Raw genomic sequence first — 20,546 nt, 5'->3', positions numbered from 1 at the left:
GTTCCGCTGCGAACAACAGACAGCCGGAGTCGCTCCGAGGGGGGACGATGCGTCACACCGCGGGGTAGACCCGGCACCGTCATGAAGACCGGAACGGTCGGCGTGGTCCGAGGGCCATTCCCCGCGCCGTCTCCGCGGCGGACGCACGCAGTGGCTTCGGACCCGTCACCCGCGCGGTCGCCGTGCATCTCCCGGTGGAACGGGACAACTCGACGAATGGCTTGCACGTGCAGAACGACAGACTCAGGCCTCGTGGTGCGACCATCACGGGTCAGCCCGTCGACCAGGGACCGGGGTCCGTCGGCCTGTCCGTGGTCATCCCGGCCTACCTGGAGGAGGAGCGTCTCGCTCCGACCCTGGAGGAGGTCCGGGCCTACCTCGACGCACACGTCGGCAGCGGCCCGGAGGACTGGGAGGTCATCGTCGTCGACGACGGTTCCCCGGACCGGACCACCGCCATCGCGCTGAAGGCCGGCGTGCGGGAGCACCGGATCCGGCTCGTCCGGTCCGAGGAGAACAAGGGCAAGGGCAGCGCGCTGCGCCTCGGCGTGGGCACCTCGCTGGGCCGCCGGGTCCTGGTCATGGACGCGGACCTGTCGACGCCGATGGAGGAACTGGCCGGGCTGGAGAAGACGCTCGCCGACGACCCGCGGCTCGCCGCCGCCATCGGCTCGCGCGCCCACCGCGACTCCACCGTGGAGCGGCAGCAGAGCGCGCTGCGCGAGGTGCTCGGCTGGACCGGCAACCGCGTCATCCGGCTGGTGGCCGTACGCGGCATCCGCGACACCCAATGCGGATTCAAGCTGTTCGACGGGGACCAGGCCCGCGCCGCCTTCGGCGCCTCCCGACTCGACGGCTGGGCCATCGACGTGGAGATCCTCCAGTACTTCCGACGCAAGGGGTGGCCCGTGGCCGAGGTACCCGTCCGCTGGGCCCACCAGGACGGCTCCAAGGTCCGGTTCCCGGACTACGTGCGCACCCTCGGCGAACTGGTCCGCCTCAATGCCCACGGCATCCTCGTGGCCGCGCTGTACCTGTTCGCCGCCTTCTTCCTCTACAAGGGGTTGTGGGCGGATCCGGACGGGGCGATCCTCGCCCACTCCCTCCAGGACCAGAACCAGTGGGAATGGTTCTTCGGGGTCACCGCGGACAATGTCGCGCACCTGCGGAATCCGCTGTTCACCGACTTCCAGAACATGCCCGACGGCGTGAACCTGATGGGCAACACGGTGATGCTCGGCCTGTCCGTGCCGCTCACCCCCGTCACGTTGCTCTTCGGCCCCACGATCACCCTCGCCCTGGTGTTCACCCTCGGCATCGCCGCGACGGCCTGGGCCTGGTACTGGCTGATCCACCGGCGGCTGACGGAGAAACGCTGGGCGGCGGCCGTCGGCGGGGCCCTGGCGGCCTTCGCGCCGCCGATGGTCTCGCACGCGAACGCGCATCCGAACTTCGTCGTCCTCTTCATGATCCCGGTCATCATCGACCGGGCCCTGCGGCTCTGCGAGGGCAGGAACGTCGTCCGTGACGGCATCCTGCTGGGACTGTTCTCCGCGTACCAGGTCTTCCTGGGCGAGGAGCCGTTCCTGCTGGCGGCGATGGGCATGCTGATCTTCGCCCTCGTCTTCGCGCTGTACGACCGCGAGGCCGCCCGAGCGGCCGTCCGGCCGCTGGGCGAGGGACTGGCGATCGCCGCGATCGTCTCCGTGCCGCTGGTGGCCTTCCCCCTGGCCTGGCAGTTCTTCGGGCCGCAGAGCTACCACTCCGTGCTGCACGGCGAGGGCGGGGCCGGCAACCCGCTGGGCGCCCTGGCCGAGCACTCGGCCCGCTCGCTGTTCGGCGACGCCGAGACGGCCGGCAAGCTCTCGCTGAACACCACCGAGCAGAACGCCTTCTACGGCTGGCCGCTGCTCGCCCTGGCCGCCGGGATCACCCTCTGGCTGTGGCGCCGGCCCGTCGTCCGCGCCCTCGGCTTCACCGCCCTCGCCGCAGCCGTGCTCTCCCTCGGCCCGCAGGTCCGCATCGAGAAGTTCGACGTCACCCTGCCCGCCCCCTGGGCGCTGCTGCGGCACCTGCCCCTGCTCGAATCGGTCATCGAGGGCCGGGTGGCGATGGTGTGCGCGCCGGTCTTCGGCATGCTGATCGCCCTGGCCCTCGACCGGATCGGGGGCCTGCGGGCCCGCGAGCACCGCGTCGTCGGATACCTGGCCGTGGCCGCCGCGCTCGTGCCGATCCTGCCGCTCCCGCTCGTCACCGCGGACCGCGAGCCCGTGCCGGCGTTCATCGCCGAGGGCCACTACAAGGACTACCTGGAGGACGGCCGCTCCCTCGTCCCGGTGCCGCTCCCCGACCCCGGCTCCGCGGCCGCGCTGCGCTGGCAGAGCGGTACCGGCTTCGGCTTCAAGCTGGCCGGCGGCTACTTCAACGGCCCGGACGGCCCCGACCGCGTCGGGATCTACGGGGCGAAGCCGCGCATGCTGTCCGACCTGCTGCGCGACGTCCGCCGGGGCGCGGACGGCCCCTCGGAGATCCCCCCGCCGATGCGGGACCAGGCCCGTGCGGACCTCGCCCACTGGAAGGCGGGCCTGATCGTCCTTCCCGTGACCCAGGACCGCGCCCCCGAGCTGCGCGGCACCCTCACCGCGCTGCTCGACCAGGAACCGCGCAAGGTCGCCGACTGCTTCATCTGGCAGGTCGCCTCCTCCTGACCCGCCCGGCGTCGCCCGTCCGTACCGCCGCCACGGCGATGACCCACACGGCCCGCGGGGCCCGCCCCCACCCGGGGGCGGGCCCCGTCGTCGCGTGCACGGAGGCGCCGCCCGCGCACACGACGGCACGTGTGACGGGCTCTCCCGGCCGTGCGGACTCCGGCGCCGCCGGTCAGCCGGTGCCGGCCGGTGCGGCGGGGGGGACGGGATCGCTGTTCCACTCGCCCTTGGTGGCCTGCCAGGCCTCCTCGTCCGCGCCCCTGCGCCAGTAGCCGGACACCGACAGCGAAGCGGGCGCGAGAGCGCGGTCGACCCGCAGGTACCGGCGCAGCTCCCGGACGAAGTGCGCCTCGCCGTGCACGAAGACCTGCGGCGATCCGGCGGGGAACTCCAGTCCCGTCACCGCCTCGACCAGGGCCTCGCCGACGGGCCGCGCCCCCCGGTGCAGCCAGGTCGTCTCCACCCGGGCGGGCGAGACGAGCGGCTGCTCGTCCGCCGGGCCGTCCACCTCGACGAACGCACGCACCACGGCGTCCGCGGGCATGGCCTCCAGGGCCGCCGCGATGGCGGGCAGGGCGCTCTCGTCCCCGGCGAGCAGGTGCCAGTCGGCCTCGGCGTCCGGGGCGTAGCCGCCGCCCGGACCCGAGAAGACCACCTCGTCGCCCGGTTGGGCCGCCGCCGCCCAGGGGCCCGCCACGCCGGCCGTGCCGTGGACCACGAAGTCGATGGTCAGCTGCCCGGTCTCGGCGTCCCAACCGCGCACGCTGTACGTCCGGGTCCGCGGCCATTCCTCCCTCGGGTGGTCGCGGCGGATCGCGGGGATGTCGGTGGGGTCGGCGTACTCCACGCCCGGCGGCGGGAAGTGCATCTTGACGTAGTGGTCGGTGAACCGCCCGGCGCTGAACTCACGGAGCCCTTCGCCGTGCAGGACGATCCGGACCATCGCGGGTGCGATCCGCTCGGTCCGCAGGACCCGCCCGCGGTGGATGACCCTCTTCCTCGGTTGTGCTTCAGGCATTGCTGTTCCTTTTCGGTGGTTCAGCCGGCGACGGGCGCGGAGTCCGACGCGGCGGCCAGTTCGATGGCGGCGTGCCGGCGGTTGATCATGGGGCCGAGGGCGCCGACCGTGAGGGAGGCCGCCACGCCCGCCACGGCGGCGATCCACCAGAGGACGGCGGGACCGGCGTGGGCGTACACCGCGGTGCCGGCGGTGAGCGCGGTGAACCGGGCGATGCCGCAGGACCACTGGAAGGCTCCCTGATAGCGGGCCCGTGCGTCCTCCGGGGCGATGCTCTGGATGATCGACGAGTGCAGACCCCCGAGGGACGCCTCGCCGAGGGACCACAGCGCCACCGTACCGGCGTACGCCCAGGGGGTGTCGGCGACACCGGTCAGCGCGACGCCGAGGGCGACCAGGACGCTGGCCGAGACGTAGACCGGCAGCGGCTTCACGTCGGCGAGCACGGCCGTCGCGATCGGCTGCAATATGACGACCAGCGCGGCGTTGAGCGCGAACATCAGGCCGAGGACGGTGGGGGAGAGGCCGTCGTCGCGGATGGCGAGCGGCAGGCTCGCCTCGATCAGGCAGTAGATCGCGACGGAGGTGGCGAACAGCGGCAGCAGGGCCCGCATCAGACGGTCCCGGTAGACCACGCCGTAACCGGCCCCGCCGGCGCCGGCCTGGGGACCGGCCGCTTTCGGGCCCGTTCCCCGGGGCAGCATCGTGGCCGCGATCACCGCGTAGACGAGCGAGGTCGCCGCGTCCACCGTGAACAGCAGCCAGTAGCCCTTCGTGGCCAGGAACCCGCCGAGCATGCCGGCGCCCGCGGTGCCGATGTTCACCGCCCAGTGGACCAGCGAGAACGCGGCCCGACGCCGGTCCTTGTCGACCGCGTCGGCGACCAGCGCGGAGGCGGCCGGACCGACGAGGCTGCCGGTGACGCTCAGGAGCGCGGCCGTGAGCATGAGGCTCAGCAGGTTCGGGGCGACGAACAGCAGGCCGTGCGAGGCGGCGACACCGACCAGACCGATGACCATCGTCGCGCGCCGGCCGCTGCGGTCGGCCAGGAAACCGCCGAGGAGCGGGCCGACCAGGTTGCCGGCCCCCAGGGCGCCCAGCACGTAGGGGACGTCGGAGGTGCTGATCCCGCGCGATCCCAGGTAGTAGACCAGGAAGGGGGTGACCATGAAACCGAGTCGGTTGACGATCGTGCCCGCGAAGACGATCCAGGCTGTGCGGGGCAGCCCACTGAAGGTGGAGAGCATGTGCCGGATCCTCCCGCCGCTGTACGCTGATGGCCATTGATTAAGAAATGCTTGAATCCATGGGGTGGTTGTCGTGGCGGAACTGGCGTTCTCGGCAAGTGACCTGGCGCAGATGCGGTTCGCCGTCTCGCCGATGTGGGAGGTCGTGACCAGCTTCCGGCTCCTGCGATCCGGCCTCGCGCACCCCGTGCACGGTCCCTGGATCGAACAGGTGCGGCCGCGCGTCGAGGCGGCGGGCCTCGACCGGGGCTGGCTCGCCGAGCTGATCCCGCCCGCGCGCTACCTCCCCGACTTCCTCACCCCCGCGCCCCCCGGCGCGGCGCCCACCCTCGCGGAGGAACTGGCCGCGATCCGGGAGGAGCCGGACGACCGGGTCCGCCAGGACCTCGACCACCTGGAGAAGCACATGAGCTCGCGCGGGCCCCGGTTGCGGGCCCTGTACGCCGAGCCGCGGCCCCAGTTGGCGCGCGTCGGCGAGGAGATCGAGGCGTACTGGGAACTGGCGCTCGCCCCCTACTGGGCCCGGATCCGGACCGTGCTCGAAGCCGACGTCTTCCACCGGGCCCGGCAGGTCGCCGAGCACGGCGCCGGACGCCTCTTCAACGAACTCCACGTGTCGCTGAGTTGGGTCGACAACGGCCTGCGGATGGTCCGCAGGCAGCGGACCCTGACGCGCAAGACGGCGGGCGCGGGCCTGCTGCTGGTCCCCTCGGCCTTCGCCGGACCCCGCGTCCTGACCCGGGTACGACTGCCGGATCCGCCCCAACTCGCCTACCCGGCACGCGGGATCGGCCCGCTGTGGGAGTCCCGGCCCGTCGCCCGGACCGACGCCATCGCCGCCGTGCTCGGCCGCTCACGGACCCTGCTGCTGACCGAGCTGGACGCCCCCGCCTCCACCACCGAACTGGCCCACCGCACCGGCATATCCACGGCCGGGGTGTCCCAGTACCTCACGGCGCTGCGCGACGCGGGCCTGGTCAGCGCCCACCGGGCCGGACGCTCGGTGCTCTACGCCCGCACCTCCGTCGGGGAGTCCATCCTCGCCGGCGCCCCCACCTGATCGGCAAGCCCCCAGGACCGAGAGGACCGACCGACCCCCATGGAACCCGACCCGCTCGCCACCCGCCTCTCGGCCGTGGTCGGGGCCGCCCACGTGCTCACCGACCCGTCACTGCGCGCCTCCCACGAGAGCGACTTCACCGGCCGCTGGGTCGGCCGGTCCCGGCTGGTGGTGCGCCCCGCCGACACCGCCCAGGTCGCCGAGGTGGTGCGGTTGTGCCACGCCGCCGGCGTCCCGATCGTCCCGCAGGGCGGCAACACCGGCCTGGTCGGCGGCTCGGTCCCCGACCCTTCCGGCACCGAGGTCGTCCTCTCGACGCGCCGCCTCACCGCACTCGGCCCGATCGACGTGGCCGCGCGCCGGGTCACGGTCGGCGCGGGCGTCCCCCTCGCCGCGCTGCGGCGGCACGTCGCCCCGCGGGAGTTGGAGTTCGGGGTCGACCTGGCCTCCCGGGACTCGGCCACCCTGGGCGGCATGATCGCCACCAACGCGGGTGGCGAACGCGTCGTGCGGTACGGCACCACACGCGCCAACGTCGTCGGACTGGAGGCGGTCCTGGCCGACGGGAGCGTCCTGGACCGGCTGGCCGGTCTCCCCAAGGACAACACCGGCTACGACCTCACGGGCCTGCTGGTCGGCAGCGAGGGCACCCTGGCCGTCATCACCCGGGCCCGACTCGCGCTGGTCCCGCACCTGCCCCGACGGGTCACCGCCCTGCTCGCCCTGGACTCGCTCGACGCCGCCGTCACCCTCCTGACGGACCTCCGCCGGCTCGAATCCCTCGAACTGGTCGAGTTCTTCACGGCCGACGGCCTGGCCCTCGTCCTGGCCACGAGTGGACTCCCCGCCCCCTTCCGCACCACCCACCCCGTCTACCTGCTGGTCGAGTGCGCGGGCCGCCGCGACCCGGCCGAGGAACTCGCCGACGCACTGGAGAAGGCGCCCGCACGGGAGGTGGCCGTCGCCCGGACGGCCTCCGACGGCCGCCGGCTCGCCGCCTACCGCGAACGGCACACCGAGTCCCTGAACGCCGCCGGGATCCCGCTGAAACTGGACGTCACCGTCCCCCTCGCCGACCTCCCCGCGTTCGCCGCCGACCTGCCCGCCCTGCTCGCCGGCCGGGCCACGCCGTACCTCTTCGGCCACCTGGCCGAGGGGAACGTGCACGTCAACCTCCTCGACGTCGCGCCCGACGACGAGGAGGCGGTCACCGAGGCCGTGCTCGGCCGCGTCGCCGCCGTCGGCGGCAGCATCAGCGCCGAACACGGGATCGGCCGGGCCAAGTCCCGCCACCTGCACCTCACCCGGTCCGCCGCTGACATCGCCGTCATGCGTTCCGTGAAGGCGGCCCTGGACCCCGACCACCTGCTCAGCCCGCACACCCTCTTCCCCGACCACGACTGACGCCCCGAGGGCGGGTCCCGACCGACCGGCCCACCGCACGCGAAGGCCCCCGACACCGTGTCACCACGGAGCCGGGGGCCGACGAGACCGGTGGGCCGGGTCAGGCGCCGGACTCGGCCGTCTGGTGGAGCACGCCGCCCACGTGCGCCCCGTTCACCACGTTCACCACGACGTCCCCGGCGGCTTCCGGGATGGCCCGGACACTGGCGCCGGTGAAGCCGTTGACACCCGTGACCACGCCCCACACCGGCCGGAACCGACCCAGCGTGCCGTCCTCGTCCACGGGCACCGACTCCAGGACGGAGCGGATCCTGCGCTGGATGACGTACGGGCTCTCCAGCGCCAGGTCGACCTGCTCCCGCCACTGCTCGGGCGTCAGGTCGTCGGACCAGCCGAGCACGACCCCCTTGCCGCCGGACAGGGAGGTCGGCTTCAGCACCAGGTCCGCCTGGTGCTCCACGGCGTAGGAGACGAGGTCGACGCGCTCGCCGTTCTCCAGGGTCACCAGACCCGGCCGCACCATCCGCGTCCACGGCAGGATGCGGTCCAGACTGGCCAGCTCCTCGGCGCTGAACAGACCGCGGTTGTTCTCGTCCGAGAGCATCGCGAGGGCGCCCTTGCTGGCGTACGCGGTGGTGTCCAGCGGGGTGAAGATCTTGACCTCGCCCCGGTTCGCCGCGTCGAAGACCGGCGCGGTCAGCTCCTCCGCCCCGGGCGTCAGCAGGTCCCGGATCAGGAACGTGCGCACGATGATGTCCACCGGCTTCTCGCCGAGCCACACCCGACCGTCGCGCACCTCCAACTGCCCGAGGTGGCAGGGGGAGGCGTCCAGGCCCAGTTCGCCCCAGCGCTCGCACAGCTGCGTCATGTACGGGATCTCGTCCTCGAAGACGCTCGGCCACTCCGTCAGGGCGACCACCGGCCGGTCCCCGGGAGCGAACCCGCTCTCCACCAGGATGTTGTTGACCTGCTCGCGCAGCGAGTCCATGAAGGTGAGCCCGTGCCGCTCGGCGAACTCCGCGAGCACCGGGTGCGCGAGCAGCTCGCGGCACACGTCCACGTTGTCCATGCCGCCGACCGCGCTGCCGATGTTCAACTCCAGCAGCTTGAAGCCGGCCTCGTCGCAGATCAGGTCCGCCCGGGTCTGGCGGGTCATCCTCGCGCCCCGGTTGCGCATGACGGCGGCGACCTGCACCTCGTTCAGGCCGCCCGCGCTCGCGAACGCGGCGAAGTCCCCGCCGAAGAGGCGGTCGGGGAGGCTGGACAGGGCGTTCAGCAGGTTGTCCAGGTCACCCGCGAGTCGGGTGTGCTCGTCGCGGCCCAGGAACAGGGGCCGCGAGAGCCACTGGCCCATGCCGTTGGGCTTGTCGCTGTTGAGGATCTTGTTCTGCGGCAGCCCTCCCAGCAGCTCGCTCGTCTTCAGGTTGCCGCCGGCCAGCTCGGCCAGGTACTCCTCGGTCAAGGCGACGCGATCCATGCGAACCTCTTTCTGACTTCTGTGCGATGTGGGTCGATTGGCTGTCAGGTGGTGATCGGCGTGCGCCGATCGGCCGTGCCGGCTCCGGGGCCGGCACGGCGTTCAGCGGCTCGCCGCAGCCGCCTTGCTCTCGACGGGCGGCGCGGGAAACGCGACGACGTCCGGACGCAGGGAGCGCTCGACGCGCAGGAGCAGACCGGCGCCCAGCAGGGTCGTGGACGCGACCAGCACCCAGGGCAGCCGGCCGTCGAGGGTGATCAGGGCCGTGAACACGGTGGGCGCGAGGGCGTACGCCAGGGACCAGGACAGCTGGTATCCGGCGAGGTACCGCCCGCGCAGTGCCTCCGGCGCCGCCGCCTGGGCCAGCGAGCCCGAGAAGGTGCTGTGCACCATCTCGCCCACCGTCATGACGATCACGGCCGCCAGCAGCCCGGCCAACAGCACCTGCACGTTCTCCGGGCGCAGCGTGCCGAGCACGATCTGCCCGATGAAACCGGTCCCGAAGAGCGCCGCCCCGGCCGCCGCCGCCCGGGTCCGGGTCGTGAACCGGCGCCGGGCGAACGCGGCGACCGGCACGGAGACCGTGGCGCAGAGCGCGGTGTTGACGACGAACGCGACACCGGTGAGCCCCTGCGGCAGGTGCAGCCAGTCGACGGCGTACACGGGCAACAGCACGCTGAGCGAGGTGTAGCCGAACGCCACCAGCAGGTTCGCGAGGGTCAGCGTCAGGAACGGGCGGTCCTTGGCGACGAGCCGGTACCCCCCGCGCTTGTCGGCCCGGGACCGGGCGGCCGGCACGGTGATCGGGGTGCGCGCGGCCAACACCGCCGCGACGAGGAAGCTCGCCGCGTTCAGGAAGGCGGCGGCGATGTAGCCGGAGTCCCCCGACGTGGCGATGAGCAGCGAGGCGATCAGGGTGCCCACGCCCAGCCCGGCGTTGCCGAGGCTGCGGCTGAGCGCCTGCATCCGGTCCCGGTTCTCCCCGTCGACGAGCTCCCCGATCCTGGCCTGGAGGGCGGCGGGGAAGGCCCGGGTGCCGATCGCGGCGAGCATCGCCACCGCGGCGAAGGCGGGCAGCGAGTGGGCGAGCGGGAAGCAGGCGAAACTGAGCCCGCGCAGGACGTACAGGAAGAGCTGCACCCTCCGCGCGCCGAAGCGGTCGACGGCGATGCCGGCCACCGGCAGCGCGGCGATGCCGATCAGCCCGGTGACGGTGAGCACCAGGCCGATCAGCGCCAGCGGCAATCCGGTGACGTGGAGGAAGAACACCAGGCTGAACGGGACGTACATCCCGTTGCCGGTCGCGTCGATCGCGATCCCGGCGGCCAGGGCGCGCTCACCGGGAAACCGAGGGCGCAGGAAGGACATGGATCTCCAAAAGTGGGGTGCGGTTGCGGGAGGTGACCGCCGGCCAAGACGTCTCAGGTGATGTCGTAGAAGCCGTCCCCGTCCATGTACCGCGCGGTCAGCGCGTCACGGGCCACGGTGCTCGCGGTCTCGTGCAGCAGGTACACCCGCAGCGGGAACGTCCAGTCGTCGACGGACCGGAAGACCGGGTTGCCGGGGGTGACGCGGAACAGCACGTCGTGGAAGCTCTCCAGCGCCCGCAGCTCGGCCATCCTCGGGTACCCGGCGAGCCGGCCCTCGGCGGGCGAGACCATGTTGACGACCCGGGCGTGCCGGTTCAGCTCGTAGCCGCTCTCCCACCGCTGCGCGAACCGCTCGGGATCGACGCAGGCGTCGACGGTCCAGTCCAACTGGCTCTCGCCGATGGCCGCCTCGACGGGCACGTGCACGTCGGCGCCGCAGACACGGGTGCCCGTCTCCACCAGCCGCGGGCCCCGGGGCGTCAGTTTCAACTCGGTGTGCGCCGGGCCGTTGCGGATGCCCAGGGCGTCGAGCACCAGCAGCGTGTGCTCCACCAGCTGTTCCTGCTCGACCCCGTGACGCGTCATCAGCTCGGCGCCCGCGGGCAGGTCCCGCACGCCGTTCGCGCTGAGGTGGTGCATCTTCCAGATGTCGCTGACGTAGTGCCGCCCGTCCAGGCTCACCGTGTTCACGATGTACTCGCTGCCGACGAGGTACTCCTGCGCCAGCACCGCGTGATTGTCCTGGTCCAGCGCGCTCGTGCTGCCGAGCAGGGCGTCGAACGCCGCCCGCACCTCCTCGACGGTGTCGCAGAAGTGGACGCCGTCGCTGCCCGCGCTGCTCACCGGCTTGAGCACCACACGGCCGTCGGCCTTCTCGTACCACCGCAGCAGGGTGTCCAGGTCGGCGGCCAGCACCTGGTCGGTGCCGGGGACTCCGGCCTCCCTGACCGTCTCGATCATGCGGTACTTGTCGCGGCGGGCCGCGCTCAGCGCGGTCCCGTTGCCCGGCAGGCCGAGTTCCTCGCTCAGCCGGTCGGCGAGGACGACGGCCCGCTCCACGCCGGGCACCAGCCCCTTCGGGCCGTGCGCGGCGATCGCCGCGGCCGTCCGGGAGACGTCCCCGTCGTGGACGATGTTGACGACGAAGTCCTCCGGTCGGAAGCTCCGTTCGTACGCGGGCGGAATCGTGGGGGTGCTCTGCACGTGGACGCAGGTGTAGCCCCGGGCCCGGAACAGCGGCGCCAGGCAGCGTGCGCTCGCGTACGCGTCGACGATCACGACCGTACGGGGAACGGTGTCACCACTCATTACTTACCTCAGCTGTGGATGTGGACGTGTGACGGAGCCGCGTCAGCCGACCGGCCTGGTCCTGATCTCGATGGCGGCGACCGTCTTCTCGCAGCGGGCGACGGCCTCGGCGGCATCGGCGCCGACGGCGATCACATGGCCGCAAACCCGGTCCACGGACCAGGTGAGCGGGGGCACCACGGTCCCGGGCACGGCCTGGATGCCGAGGGTGACGCCCTCCTCCGCCTCGGCGGGCACCTCGACGTCGGTCACGACCCCCGGCTCGGCGAGCAGGAACCGGATCGCCGCGCCCGCGGTGGCCTCCGGGACCTCGGGGTCCCAGGCCTCCAGGCCGAGGGGCACCGCCACCGCGGCCCGGACCAGGTCCACGCCGTAGGCCAGGCGCACCAGTTCGGGGATGTTGTCGCCGCCCGCACGGTTGTGCGACTCGATGATCCGCAGACCCGCATCGGTGATCATGATCTCGGTGTGCGAGGGCCCCTCGACCAGACCGACCGCGTCGAGCAGCCGCCCCGTCAGGTCCACGATCCCCTGCCGGGTCGCCTCGTCCACCCGGGCCGGGACGGAGTGGCCCGCCTCGATGAACCCGGACCCGCCCTCGCCCAGCAGCTTGTCCGTCACCGCGACGACAGAGTGGACGCCGTCCTGCGAGAAGCCCTCGACGCTGACCTCGTGACCGGACAGGAACTCCTCGGCCAGCATGCGGCTGCGCCCGACCGCCTCGACCTTCCGCCAGATTTCCGGGACCCGGTCGGGCCCCTCGACCCGGTGGACGTCGCGGCTGCCGCCATAGTCCAACGGCTTGATCATCACCGGGCCCGCGAGTTCGGTGACGAACTCCAGCAGCTCCGCCTCGCTCTCCACGACACGGAAGCGGACGGGGGAGAGGCCCACCTCGGCCAGGCGCCGCCGCATCGCGGCCTTGTCCTTGAGCAGCCGGACGGTCTCCACCGAGTTGCCGCCGAGGCCGAATTCCTCGTTCAACCGGGCGGCGGCGACCAGCCCCAGCTCGGCGGGCGAGAAGAACCGCACCACCGGCTGCTCGGCGAACACCTTGCGACCGGCGGCGACCGCCGCCTCCTGGTCGACGAGCGGAGTGTCGACGACCTGTACGCAGAACGCGGCGGCGGCCTCCGGGTCGTACACGCCCGGCGTCTGGATCAGCACCACGTCGCAACCGAGGTCGGACGCGGACTTCAACACACTCGGTCGGCCGCCCAGCAGGGCGATGCGCGGAGCCATCTCGGAACCTTCCAGGGGGAGCGGTGTCGTGGGAACCATGGGTCAGCCCCCGATGAGGGTGACCGTGTCGCCGAACCGCATCAGGTCGCGGTACGACTCCGCGCGGGCGTGCCGCATCGTGCGCAGCACGGCGATCGCGCTCTCGGAGTCCTCGCCCTGCACGATCGAGCGGTCGTCACCGACGAGCTTGGCGGTGATGATGACGTGCTTCTCGATGTCCTGGAGGTCGGCTTCCAGCAACGCGTCGCGCGCGGCGGCCAGTTCCGGATCGGTCGCGGCCAGCTTCCCGAACGGCTCGGCGGAAACCTTGATCAGGTTCCGCATCGCCTTGCGGAAGGCCTTGTGCTCGGGCTGCGTACGGCCGGTCAGCGCGACCGGGCAGGCGGGCGCGGCCATCGTGGGCCGGACCACGGCGCCGTAGCAGGCCGCCGACATGTCCCCGGAGTGCAGCATCGCCGCGGTGAAACCGCGCACGAGGACGATGGCCTCCTCCACGGCGGCGAGCGCGGTGTCGCGGTCCATCGCCTTCAGGGCGGTGATCGCCCGCGAGACGGCGTCGGCCGCCGCGAGGTTCAGGACGAAGTAGAAGTGGTGGGTGATGACCCACCGGGTCAGCTCGTCCGAGCCCACGACATACGGGGCGCCGACCTCCGCCGCCTCCGCGCCGGTCGACCCCGGCGCGGCGGGGGCGCCGTCGACCGCGAGCAGACCGCGCAGGATCCGGACCATCGACAGCACCACGGCGGCCTGGTCGTTGAGGTCGAGCCGGGCCACGCGCAGATCGGTGAGCGCCCGCGCGACGATCGTCGTCACCTCGGAGACGAGGCGGGCGTCGTCGATCGGCGCCGTCCTGACCCCGAAGTACTCGTGGTTGGGGACGATCGGCGTCAGCGCCGCGGCGTCCATGGGGGCGACGCGGGCCTCGGCGGCGAGCCGGCCGACCCCCTCCACCGCCGCGTCCATGGCCGCCTTCGCGGCCGGGCTCGCCCCCCGGGGATCGAGCAGCGCGGCGTGCAGCTGCGTCAGCTGCTCGATCGCGGCGGTCAGGGCCGTCTCGACCCGCTCGGCGGGTCGGGCGGCGGCCCGCACCAGGTTGTTCGCGGGAAGCACCACGATGGGGATGTCAGGGCAGGCAGCAAACATGTCGGTCACCTCAGAACGTTCGGAATTGCCGTGGGGAAGGCCGGGCGCGGGCCCGCGGGTGTCACGACGACGCGGCGAAACCACGTGCCTCTTTGAGGAACTGCCCCAGATACCCGTCGTGCGGCAGGAACGGGTCCTTCCACCAGCCGGGGACCCTGCCGTGCAGCACGGTGCGGACACCGGGGGACTCCAGGGCCTCGGAGACGAGCGAGGCGTCGTCGGTGAGCAGGGTCAGCGCCAACGAGTCGTCCAGCGGACCCACCCCCTCCGAGCGCCGCCAGGGCGCCACCCACACGCAGGGGAAGGGGAGTTCGGTCGCCAACCCCGGATGGTCGGAGCGGTCCACGCACATCACGGCGGGCCGCAGCGCCACCGCGTCCGCCGCGACGAGCGGCAGCGGACCGTCCTCGTGGTGACGCGCGACCAGGTCCGGAGCACCCGCCGCGGCCAGGTCGAGGGCCGCCCGCAGGCCTTCCCCCTCCCGCCGCGGGCGTACGGGCAGGACCGCGCGGTCGTCGGTGACGGGGTGGGCCGGGAGCGCGGCCAGCCGCTCCGCGAGCGCCTCGGCCAATGCCCGGTGATCGCCCGAGGTGAGGACGGCGGTGGTGTTCGTGCAGCGCACGCCGCCGTCCGCCGCGATCTCGGCCACCAGGTGGTCCAGGGTCGCCTCGTCGAGCGGACCGTCCACGAGGATCTTGCTGCGGCCGGGGCCGCGGACCAGTACCCGGTCGTTGCCGCGCAGCCGGGCCACGGTGGACTCGCTGCCGTAGACCAGCGACAGGTCGGCGGTCTCCACGAGGGTGTCGGCGGCGGCGTGGGGACCGGGCAGCAGGCTGATCCAACCCGGTTCCAGACCGGCCTCCAGCAGCGCGCGCACCAGCCGCAGCGGGGTGAACGGGTCGCGCGCCCCGGGGCGCACCAGGACCTTGTAGCCCATGGCGATCGCCTGGAGCCACGCGCCGTGCGTGGCTGGGTGGTTGCTGGGGGCCACGACGCCGAAGACGGAGCCGCGGCGCACCCAGCGGGCGGTGCGACCGGCCCCGACCGGCGCCTGCCGGTCGACGACCTCGCCGAGCCGCGCGCAGTCGTCGCCGATGCGGCCGAGCGTCCGCCGGGCCACGTCGACGGGGACACCGGAGGCCAGCGCCTGGACCCGGCAGTACTCCGCGGGCGTCACCCCGCCCAGCGTGGCCGAGCCGAAGAGGGCACCGGCCTTGGCGAGCACCGCCAGGCGCTCGTCGGGTGCCATGCGCGGCGCCTGGCGCATGGCCTTCACGGTCAACCTCGTCACCAGGGCGGGCGCTTCGTGGACCGTGGCGAGCGGGACGCCTTCGACGCCGTTGAGGACGCGGGTGTCCCGGGAGGTCCGCTCCCGTCCGTCCCGGAGCACGGGTATGGCGAGCGTCATGTCAGACCAACTCCTCGGGTACGGGCCGGGCGAGACCGGCCGTCCGGATCGCCCGGGGCGGGCAGCCCACGGCCCCGGCCCCGGTGGAGGCGTCGGCCGTGGACCCGCCGGTCATGCGAACTCCCTGTGCGTGCGGGCGGTTTCGGGGCCGCGGGAGGCTCAGAACTGCCATCCGTCGAAGACCACGGCACGCGACGGGGCGGCCTCCACACCGGCGACCTTGATCGGAAGCGCCATCAACTGGACGATCGGGTTGGTGATCTGGTCGAGGCTCTGGATGTTCTCCAGGATCGGGATGCCCGCGGCCAGCAGACGACGGTGCACCTGGCCGCTGCGGTCGTCGGGGCGCTCGGTGATGCAGTCCATGCCGACGAGCGTCGCGCCGTTCTCGACCATCCAGTCGGCCGACGACAGGGTGAGGTACGGGGGCTTGTCCCAGTAGTCCTCGCGGCCCAGGTAGCGGTTCGGGTGGTCGGTGCGGATGAGCAGCCGGTCGCCGGGCTGCCACACGTCGCGCAGCGCCTCCTCCAGGTCCTCGCCGGTGACCGGATCCAGATCCCGCTTGTGCGACAGATCGGCCACGCACGCGCGGCCGACGAAGGTCTCCAGAGGGACCTCGTCGATCTTCTCGCGGTCCTCGAAGAAGTGGTAGCCGGACTCCACGTGTGTCCCGTTGTGCGGGAATATCTGCAGATCCGAGAATGTCCGCCCGCCCTTGGCCGGGTCCGTCTCCGGGGTCATGGCCCGGCGGATCCCGAATTTCGGGTACCAGGGGGCGTCGTAGGAGGGCATGCCCTCGTGCCAGCCCTGGCTAATGTCAATCATCTTCACGATCTACTCCATTGATCAAGCGGCGTACATCTCGGCTCCCGCTCTCGCGGGAACATTGCGGAAGCTAGCACAGCGGTCGGCGAGGCAATGGCGGTGAGCCATGTCGCTTAAGTGACCAAAGGGGGAAGTCCCGGGTGTGCTGTCGCCTTCACCGCAGCATGACTTTCTACCACAGCGCGGGGGGCCGGACTACAGCCTGCCAGGCATTTCTTTATGGATTTAACCCTTCCATTTGTGTGGGCCCCAACCCCGTTGTCTACGAACGTTTCTGGCCATGAACGCCCGCTGTCTTGAAACGAGTTACGGAGCAGTAGCCTCCATTTTTAGCGGGTTGCTCGTCCAAATATCTGTGCGCTAGCCTCGCCGCAATCTGAAGTGCGAAATCCCGGCGATTGATCCCATGGAAGGCATCATCGTGATTGTGGTATTGCGTCCGCACGCCACGCGTGAAGAGATTGAATCCGTGAAGGAAAGACTTCACGTCCATGGAATGTCCGCCATGGAGAGTTCGGTAATGGATTCCTCAATGCTCATCAGTGAGGGAACCGGAACTTCCGAATTTATTTCTGTTGTCGAAAAGCTGCCGGCCGTGGAGCGCGTCGTCGTGGTCCCGGGCGTGCAGCGACTGACCAGCAGGGTCTTCCGGCCGGAAAATACCCACGTACGGGTGGGTGCCCTCGCGAGTGCCGTCTTCGGCGGGCCGGAATTCGTCGTCATCGCCGGCCCGTGCGCGGTCGAAAACGTGACCCAGATGAATGCGGCCGTCGACACCGTCGTCGGAAGCGGCGCGGTCATGTTGCGCGGCGGCGCGTTCAAACCGCGTACTTCCCCCTACAGCTTCCAAGGGCTGGGACTCGCGGGCCTGACCCTCCTCGCGGAGCAGCGCAAGCGCACCGGCCTGCCCGTCGTCACCGAGGTCGTCACGCCGAAGGACGTCGAGTTCGTCGCCGAGGAGAGCGACATGCTCCAGATCGGCACCCGCAACATGCAGAACTTCGAGCTGCTCCGCGAGGCCGGCGCCTCCGGCCGGCCCGTCCTCCTCAAGCGCGGCATGTCGGCCACCATCGAGGAGTGGCTGCTCGCGGCCGAGTACCTGCTGCACGTGGGCAACGGCGACGTCGTCCTGTGCGAGCGCGGCATCCGCAGCTACGACCGCAGCACCCGGTTCACCCTGGACCTCAGCGCCGTGGCCGAGGCGAAGCGGCTCACCCACCTGCCGGTGATCGTCGACCCCAGTCACAGCACCGGACAGCCCCACCTGGTCGCGCCGATGTCCCTGGCCGCGGCGGCCTGCGGAGCCGACGGCCTGATCATCGACGTCCACACGGACGCGCGCAACGCGATGTGCGACGGAGCGCAGGCGCTCAGTGGTGAACAGTTCGCCGACGTCATGACCCGGCTCACGCCCGTCGTGGAAGCCGTCGGCCGGACGATGGCGCCCACGCGGGCGCACTCCCTCGCCTCGGTCTGACCCGCCCCCTCCTGGAGACAAGAACATGCTGGACGACACCGCCGAGCCCTTCACCGCCGATCTCGCGCCGGACGAGTTCATCCGCGCCGCCATGCACTGGCACTTCTCTCCCGCGACCGGCTCCCCGTACTGGGTGAAGCGCGCCGCGGCGCTGGACTTCGACCCGCTGACGGACGTCAAGACCTGGGAAGACCTCGCCCTCTTCCCCGACGTCAGCGAGGAATGGCGGGACATATCCGTCGACGCGCTCGTCCCGGCCGGAATCGGCCGGGAGGGCTGGGACTTCCAGGTGTTCGACAGCGGCGGCACCACCGGCCGCCCCAAGCGCATCGTCGAATCCCGATCGCGCCGCAACGGCGTCCTGTGGGTCAGCGAGGTCCTCGCCGACCACGGCATCCCCGGCGAGGGCGAGGGCCACTGGCTGCACATCGGCCCCACCGGCCCGCACATCGTCGGACGCTCCGTCGGCCTGCTGGCCCACCAGCGCGGCACCTTCTGCCACTACATCGACTTCGACCCGCGCTGGGTCAAGAGCAGCGTGAAGCAGGGCCGCGCCGAGGAGGCGGGCCGCTACGTCAAGCACATCCTGGCGCAGGCCCACGACATCCTGGCCACCCAGCCCGTCTCCGTGCTCTTCGCCACCCCGCCGGTCCTGGAGGCGATCGCCGCCGACGAGAAACTCCTCGACCTCGTCCAGGACAAGGTGCGCGGGATCATCTGGGCCGGCACCAGCGTCAGCCCCGAGACCCTCAGCGTCTTCGAGGACGAGCTGTTCCCGCAGGCCACCGTCGTCGGGCTGTACGGCAACACCATGATGGGCATCGCCCCGCAGCGTCCCCGCACCGGCGAACCCGACGAGGAACGCTGTGTCTTCGTGCCGTTCCACCCGTTCAGCCGGGTGACGGTCGTCGACCCCGACAACACCGACGCCCAGGTCGGCTACGGCGAACGCGGCCAGGCCCGGATCAGCCTCGTCTCCCGGGACCTGCTGCTGCCGTGGACCCTGGAGCGCGACTCCGTGCTCCGCGTCCCCCCGACGTCGAAGTACCCCCAGGACGGCCTGGCCGACGTCCAGCCGCTCACCGTCGAAGGCGGCCCGACCGCCATCGAAGGGGTGTACTGAGCATGGCGACCCCCTCCCTGACCGCGCCGCAGTCCCTGACCGCGCCGGACAGCCTGACCGTGCCGGACTCCCTCACCGCCCCGGACTCCCGCACCGCTCCGGCGGCCGAACCGGCGTGCGCGCCGGCGGTCGCCGCGCCGGCGGCCACCCTGGCGCTCACCCCGCCGGTCGAAGCCGCTCCGTACGGCCGCGCCCTCGACCACCACGACCTGGAGAGCCTGCTCGCCACGTTACGGCTCGCCTCCGACCGGGCCCGCCACACCGGCCGCCCCACGCTCGCCAGTTGGGCCAAGCCCCTCTCGCTCGGCTCCGCCGTCGACATCTGGCAGCGCGCCCGCCTGCACACGACACGCTCGCTGCTGTGGCAGTCCGCCTGGGACGGCGGCTCCGTCGTCGCCTTCGGCAGCGCCCACGACCTCGACGGACACGGCGCCGACCGGGTGGACAGCGTCCGCGCCGGCTGGACGGAACTCGTCCGCGACCCGGTCTGCGGCGGCGCCGCAGACCCCTCCACGGCATCGGGCGAAGGCCCGCTCGCCATCGGCGGCTTCGCCTTCGCCGCCGCCGACCCGCGCGGCAGCCGCCTCCCCGACGCCCTGATGTGGGTGCCCGCGCTGCAGATCCGCGGCCTGACACCCGCCCGCGGCGCCGCCGAGGCCCCCGCCCGCGCCGAACTGCGCCTCAACGCGGCCCTGTCGCCCGACGACGACCCCGAACAGCGGGCCAAGGAACTCGCCGCCCTCGCCGACACCTGCCTGCTGTGGGAACCCGAGCCCGCCTGGGACCTGCCCACCGCCCCGGCCGGCCGCGCCCACACCGCCGTCGAGCTGCCGGCCGCCGAGGACTGGAAGGAACTGGTCCGCCGCGCGACCGGCCGGATCCGCGCCGGCGGGTTCGAGAAGGTGGTCCTGGCACGCGAGTTGCGCGTCACCGCGTCCACGCCCTTCGACGTACCGGACGCCGTGCGCAGGCTGCGCACGGCCAACCCCGGCACCACCGTCTTCGCCGTCGACCACGACGGATGCACCTTCCTCGGCGCCACCCCCGAGTACCTCGTACGGGTCGAGGACCGCACCGTGCACGCGCTCGGCCTGGCCGGCACCACCCCGCGCGGCGCCACGACCGAACAGGACGAGGCCCACGAACGCGAACTGGTCGACAGCCCCAAGATCCAGCACGAGCACGACGTGGTGGTCCAGATGCTCCGCGACGCGCTCGGCGACTCCTGCGCCGACGTCGACGCCGAGACCCCGCCCCGCGTGGTCAAGCTCGCCAACGTCCAACACCTGTCCACCAAGGTCCACGGCCGGCTCGCCGAGGACTCCCCGGCCGGCATCCTCGACCTCGTCGAGCGCCTCCACCCCACCCCGGCCCTCGGCGGCCACCCCCGCGAGGCGGCCCTGAGCTGGCTCGCCGACAACGAGGGACTCGACCGCAGCTGGTACGCGGGAGCCGTCGGCTGGGCCGACCGCACCGGCCAGGGCCAGTTCGCGGTCGCCATCCGCTCCGCCCTCCTCGACGGCGACACCGCCTCCCTGTACGCGGGCTGCGGCCTGGTCGCCGACTCCGACCCCGAGGCCGAGTACGCGGAGACCTGCGCCAAGCTCCGCCCCATGCTCCACGCCCTCGACATCGAGTGAACCCCACGCCCCGCCCCACGCCCCGCCCCACGTCCCGGCCGGACACCCGGCCGGGACCCCCGGCGGCCGCCCTCGCGGCCGCCGGCACCACCGCCC

The 20,546-nt window shown here is 72.3% G+C and carries 15 protein-coding genes; 6 read left to right on the top strand and 9 right to left on the bottom strand.

What is annotated here, in order from left to right; all coding sequences use genetic code 11:
* Positions 1–227: 227 nt before the first annotated feature.
* Positions 228–2,708 (top strand): dolichyl-phosphate beta-glucosyltransferase, encoded by a 2,481-nt coding sequence (locus OTB19_RS20295; RefSeq protein WP_420716873.1) that lies wholly within the window; start codon positions 228–230, stop codon positions 2,706–2,708.
* Between the two features lie 172 nt (positions 2,709–2,880).
* Here OTB19_RS20295 and OTB19_RS20290 read toward each other — a convergent pair whose 3' ends face one another.
* A complete protein-coding gene (locus OTB19_RS20290) occupies positions 2,881–3,726 on the bottom strand; it encodes a siderophore-interacting protein (RefSeq protein ID WP_267799745.1) in 846 nt (281 codons plus the stop codon).
* 20 nt (positions 3,727–3,746) lie between these two features.
* The gene (locus OTB19_RS20285; protein WP_267799743.1) at positions 3,747–4,973 is read right to left on the bottom strand and encodes an MFS transporter; all 1,227 of its coding nucleotides are present in this window, start codon (positions 4,971–4,973) and stop codon (positions 3,747–3,749) included.
* Positions 4,974–5,085: 112 nt separating this feature from the next.
* On the opposite strand from OTB19_RS20285, the gene OTB19_RS20280 reads away from it, so the two are divergent.
* The gene (locus tag OTB19_RS20280) at positions 5,086–6,033 is read left to right on the top strand and encodes an ArsR/SmtB family transcription factor (RefSeq protein ID WP_267799786.1); all 948 of its coding nucleotides are present in this window, start codon (positions 5,086–5,088) and stop codon (positions 6,031–6,033) included.
* 39 nt (positions 6,034–6,072) lie between these two features.
* The gene (locus OTB19_RS20275; protein ID WP_267799742.1) at positions 6,073–7,437 is read left to right on the top strand and encodes an FAD-binding oxidoreductase; all 1,365 of its coding nucleotides are present in this window, start codon (positions 6,073–6,075) and stop codon (positions 7,435–7,437) included.
* Between the two features lie 100 nt (positions 7,438–7,537).
* Here OTB19_RS20275 and OTB19_RS20270 read toward each other — a convergent pair whose 3' ends face one another.
* The 7 genes from OTB19_RS20270 to OTB19_RS20240 form a co-directional block, all read right to left on the bottom strand.
* Positions 7,538–8,914 carry a hypothetical protein gene (locus OTB19_RS20270; protein WP_267799740.1) on the bottom strand — a complete coding sequence of 459 codons (1,377 nt, stop codon included), beginning with the start codon at positions 8,912–8,914 and terminating at the stop codon, positions 7,538–7,540.
* 102 nt (positions 8,915–9,016) lie between these two features.
* Positions 9,017–10,282 carry an MFS transporter gene (locus OTB19_RS20265; RefSeq protein ID WP_267799739.1) on the bottom strand — a complete coding sequence of 422 codons (1,266 nt, stop codon included), beginning with the start codon at positions 10,280–10,282 and terminating at the stop codon, positions 9,017–9,019.
* A 53-nt stretch (positions 10,283–10,335) separates the two neighbouring features.
* The gene (locus tag OTB19_RS20260; RefSeq protein WP_267799738.1) at positions 10,336–11,592 is read right to left on the bottom strand and encodes an ATP-grasp domain-containing protein; all 1,257 of its coding nucleotides are present in this window, start codon (positions 11,590–11,592) and stop codon (positions 10,336–10,338) included.
* A 42-nt stretch (positions 11,593–11,634) separates the two neighbouring features.
* A complete protein-coding gene (locus OTB19_RS20255; protein WP_267799736.1) occupies positions 11,635–12,834 on the bottom strand; it encodes an ATP-grasp domain-containing protein in 1,200 nt (399 codons plus the stop codon).
* A 42-nt stretch (positions 12,835–12,876) separates the two neighbouring features.
* Positions 12,877–13,977 (bottom strand): hypothetical protein, encoded by a 1,101-nt coding sequence (locus OTB19_RS20250; protein ID WP_267799785.1) that lies wholly within the window; start codon positions 13,975–13,977, stop codon positions 12,877–12,879.
* 61 nt (positions 13,978–14,038) lie between these two features.
* Positions 14,039–15,385: an aldehyde dehydrogenase family protein gene (locus OTB19_RS20245; protein ID WP_267799734.1), complete on the bottom strand. Its 1,347-nt coding sequence runs from the start codon at positions 15,383–15,385 to the stop codon at positions 14,039–14,041.
* A gap of 159 nt (positions 15,386–15,544) precedes the next feature.
* Positions 15,545–16,210, bottom strand: a complete 666-nt coding sequence (locus OTB19_RS20240) for a cyclase family protein (RefSeq protein WP_267799784.1) — start codon at positions 16,208–16,210, stop codon at positions 15,545–15,547.
* Between the two features lie 406 nt (positions 16,211–16,616).
* On the opposite strand from OTB19_RS20240, the gene aroF reads away from it, so the two are divergent.
* The 3 genes from aroF to OTB19_RS20225 are packed head-to-tail and all read left to right on the top strand — an operon-like array spanning position 16,617 to position 20,450.
* Positions 16,617–17,687 (top strand): 3-deoxy-7-phosphoheptulonate synthase, encoded by a 1,071-nt coding sequence (aroF, locus tag OTB19_RS20235; RefSeq protein ID WP_267799732.1) that lies wholly within the window; start codon positions 16,617–16,619, stop codon positions 17,685–17,687.
* 25 nt (positions 17,688–17,712) lie between these two features.
* The gene (locus OTB19_RS20230; RefSeq protein WP_267799731.1) at positions 17,713–18,810 is read left to right on the top strand and encodes a phenazine biosynthesis protein; all 1,098 of its coding nucleotides are present in this window, start codon (positions 17,713–17,715) and stop codon (positions 18,808–18,810) included.
* 2 nt (positions 18,811–18,812) lie between these two features.
* Positions 18,813–20,450 carry an isochorismate synthase gene (locus tag OTB19_RS20225; RefSeq protein WP_267799730.1) on the top strand — a complete coding sequence of 546 codons (1,638 nt, stop codon included), beginning with the start codon at positions 18,813–18,815 and terminating at the stop codon, positions 20,448–20,450.
* Positions 20,451–20,546 lie beyond the last annotated feature (96 nt).

This window comes from Streptomyces sp. H27-H5, assembly GCF_026627505.1.
Classification (GTDB): domain Bacteria; phylum Actinomycetota; class Actinomycetes; order Streptomycetales; family Streptomycetaceae; genus Streptomyces.
This window is presented reverse-complemented; position numbering and strand designations above follow the sequence as displayed.